Genomic DNA, 3236 nt, shown 5'->3' on the forward strand with positions numbered 1-3236 from the left:
ATCCTGCAAACCTTAGGGCGCATTCAGCAACCGCCAGCGGCGCCCCGCCCTCGTTGTGCCGGTATATAGACCCCACCCAACAAAACTGTCAACACGCCTTTTTCAATTTCTCCAAACTTTTTCCAACCACCAACCAACGCTGTGGATAAGCGATCGCGGCTAATCGAAAAAGCCCAACGAAAACAGGCGCTGCCATGGCAGCGCCTGTGAAAACCAAAGCTGTCACAAAGATGCGACCGAGAAATCAAGCCAGCGTATAGGCTGTCTTTACTGTCGTATAAAACTCTGCCGCATACTTGCCCTGCTCGCGCGGGCCGTAGCTCGACCCCTTGCGCCCGCCAAACGGCACATGGAAGTCGACACCTGCGGTCGGCAGATTGACCATCACCATGCCGGCCTCGGCGTTGCGCTTGAAATGTGTTGCGTGCTTCAGGCTTGTCGTCGCTATGCCGGACGACAGGCCGAACGGCGTGTCATTGGCGGTATGTAGGGCCTCTTCGTAATCCTTGACGCGAATGACACTGGCGACGGGGCCAAAAATCTCTTCGCGCGAAATGCGCATCTGATTGGTGGCTTCGGTGAAAAGCGCAGGCTGCAGATAAAAGCCCGGGGCCTCGCGGTTGAGCCGTTCGCCGCCGAACGCCAGCTTTGCGCCTTCGCTCCTTCCAATCTCGATATAGTTCATGTCCTGATCGAGCTGGCCCTGGTCGACCACCGGGCCAATATGCGTGCCCGCCTTCAAGGCATCATCGATCACAAGCCCCTTCAAGCGTTCTGTCGCGGCGGCAACGAATTTGTCGTGGATGCCTTCGGTGACGATGATGCGCGACGAGGCCGTGCAGCGCTGCCCTGTCGAAAAGAAGGCGCTGTTGACGGCTGCCTCGACTGCAACGTTGAGGTCCGCGTCGTCGAGAATGACGAACGGATTCTTGCCGCCCATCTCCAGCTGGAACTTGCGCATATGCTCGATCGAAGCTGCGGCGACGCGCTTTCCGGTGCCGACGGATCCCGTGAAAGTGATGGCCTGGACATCGGCACTGTCGAGAATCGTCTGACCGACGACCGACCCCTTGCCCATGACGAGATTGAGAACGCCCTTGGGCAGGCCGGCGCGGTGCAGAATATCGACGATGGCCCAGGAGCAGCCGGGTACAAGATCGGCCGGCTTGAACACGACCGTGTTGCCATAGGCGAGCGCCGGCGCGATCTTCCACGCCGGAATGGCAATCGGGAAATTCCACGGCGTGATAATACCGACGACCCCGACGGGTTCGCGCGTAATCTCGACGCCGATGTTCGGCCTGGCGCTCGGAATCACTTCACCGGCAAGCCGCAGAACTTCGCCGGCAAAAAAATCGAAAATCTGGGCGGCGCGCAGCGTCTCGCCGATCCCTTCCGCGAGTGTCTTGCCCTCCTCCCGCGAGAGCAGGCGGCCGAGTTCGTCCTTGCGCGCCGTGATTTCATCGGCAGTCTTGCGCAGGATCGCATGACGCTCGAGAATGCCCGAACGCGACCAGGCGGGAAACGCTGCCTTTGCCGCCGCGATGGCCCGAACTGTATCTTCAGCGCTGGCGCGTGCGTACTCGCCAACAACATCATTGGTATTCGAGGGATTGACGTTGGCAACGGCATCGCTGCCGAACCACTCGCCGTTGATAAGGTTCTGGTGCAGGGTCATGTGATATATCTCTCTCCGTTTGGCCGAACCAATAGCATAGGAGCAGTCGCGTTCAACGTGAAATTGCGCCGCTTCTCTCGATTTGACCCGAATAGGTTTCGCCGCCATGGCCGTCTATGCGAACATCGCCGCCGATTCGAAGACTTGATATAGGAAGGCCTGGCGTTATTTTCAGGCGTCCGCGTGGAGGAACGAAAGAATGCCCTATCCGCTGTTCAATCTTGAAGGACGGCTTGCCCTTGTCACCGGTTCGAGCCAGGGCATTGGCTTCGCGCTTGCCAAGGGTCTCGCCGAGCACGGTGCGGCGGTCGTCATCAATGGGCGCGACAGGGTAAAGGTCGACGCCGCCGTCGGTAAACTCGCGGCCGCGGGGCTTAAGGCCTATGCCTCGACATTCGATGTAACCGATCTTGCCGCGGTAAAGGCCGGGGTCGATGCGATCGAAACGGATATTGGGCCGATCGATATTCTTGTCAACAATGCCGGCATGCAGTTTCGCGCACCGCTCGAGGATTTTCCCGAGGATAAATGGCAGCAATTGCTGCAGACCAATATCTCAAGCGTATTTTACGCCGGCCAATCTGTTGCCAGGCATATGATAAAGCGCGGCCGAGGCAAGATCATCAACATTGGTTCTGTCCAGAGCGAGCTCGCGCGCCCGTCGATCGCGCCCTATACGGCGACGAAGGGGGCGGTGCGGAACCTGACCCGCGGCATGTGCACCGACTGGGCGAAGCACGGTTTGCAGATCAACGCCATTGCGCCCGGCTACTTCAAGACTCCGCTCAATCAGGCGCTTATGGACAATGCGGATTTTTCGGCGTGGCTGGAAAAGCGTACGCCCGCGGGCCGATGGGGCGATGTCGATGAATTGGTAGGCGCGGCGGTGTTTCTTGCGGGTGACGCTTCTTCCTTCGTCAACGGCCAGGTCCTGCATGTCGATGGCGGGATAACGGCCTCGGTATGATTCGCGTTATCGTCATGGGTGTGAGCGGCTCCGGAAAATCCTCCGTTGGCGCCGGCATTGCCGACGCTCTCGGGCTGCCATTCCTTGAAGGCGATCGCCTGCACCCGGCAAACAATGTGGCAAAGATGGCGGCAGGCACGCCGTTGACAGATGACGACCGCTGGCCGTGGCTTGACCAGATCGGCGCGACGTTGGCAGCGGCCGAAGACGGTATCGTCGTTTCGTGCTCGGCATTGAAGAAAGTCTATCGCGACCGCTTGCGCAAGGCTGCTGCGGGGCCGCTGGCTTTCGTGTTCCTCGATGGCAGCGAGGACGTGTTGCATGAGCACATGGCCAAACGCACCGGGCATTTTATGCCGGTTACCATGCTCGCCAGTCAACTGGCGACGCTCGAGGCGCCGGTTGATGAGCCTCGCGTCCTGCGCCAGGACGTGGCGGAACCGATCAATGTCATCGTGCAGGCAAGTGTTGCCTGGCTGAAAGAACTGGACCTATAAACGCAGGAAAGCCCGGGGATGCCGGGCTTTTGTGTGGGTTGTTTTGTTGTGATGTTGGTTGCGGGGACAGGATTTGAACCTGTGACCTTCAGGT

At 59.3% G+C, this 3236-nt stretch carries 3 protein-coding genes; 2 read left to right on the plus strand and 1 reads right to left on the minus strand.

From position 1 onward, the window contains the following. Window positions 1-244 precede the first annotated feature (244 nt). Window positions 245-1678, minus strand: a complete 1434-nt coding sequence (locus tag BLR72_RS22145; protein WP_091952106.1) for an aldehyde dehydrogenase family protein — start codon at window positions 1676-1678, stop codon at window positions 245-247. A 199-nt stretch (window positions 1679-1877) separates the two neighbouring features. On the opposite strand from BLR72_RS22145, the gene BLR72_RS22150 reads away from it, so the two are divergent. Together BLR72_RS22150 and BLR72_RS22155 are read left to right on the plus strand one after the other, a co-directional pair. Next, window positions 1878-2645 carry an SDR family oxidoreductase gene (locus tag BLR72_RS22150; protein ID WP_091952108.1) on the plus strand — a complete coding sequence of 256 codons (768 nt, stop codon included), beginning with the start codon at window positions 1878-1880 and terminating at the stop codon, window positions 2643-2645. Beyond that, entirely contained in the window at window positions 2642-3142 is a 501-nt protein-coding gene (locus tag BLR72_RS22155) for a gluconokinase (RefSeq protein ID WP_091952110.1), read from the plus strand. The genes BLR72_RS22150 and BLR72_RS22155 overlap by 4 nt, the downstream gene beginning before the upstream one ends. The last annotated feature ends 94 nt before the right edge of the window (window positions 3143-3236 follow it).

Origin of the sequence: Phyllobacterium sp. YR620, assembly GCF_900104165.1 — a bacterium.
GTDB lineage: Bacteria > Pseudomonadota > Alphaproteobacteria > Rhizobiales > Rhizobiaceae > Phyllobacterium > Phyllobacterium pellucidum.

Bases quoted from the DNA above. Each gene is read 5' to 3' on its own strand.
- BLR72_RS22145 (WP_091952106.1), bottom strand. From the start codon at position 1,678: ATGACCCTGCACCAGAACCTTATCAACGGCGAGTGGTTCGGCAGCGAT.
- BLR72_RS22155 (WP_091952110.1), top strand. From the start codon at position 2,642: ATGATTCGCGTTATCGTCATGGGTGTGAGCGGCTCCGGAAAATCCTCC.
- BLR72_RS22150 (WP_091952108.1), top strand. From the start codon at position 1,878: ATGCCCTATCCGCTGTTCAATCTTGAAGGACGGCTTGCCCTTGTCACC.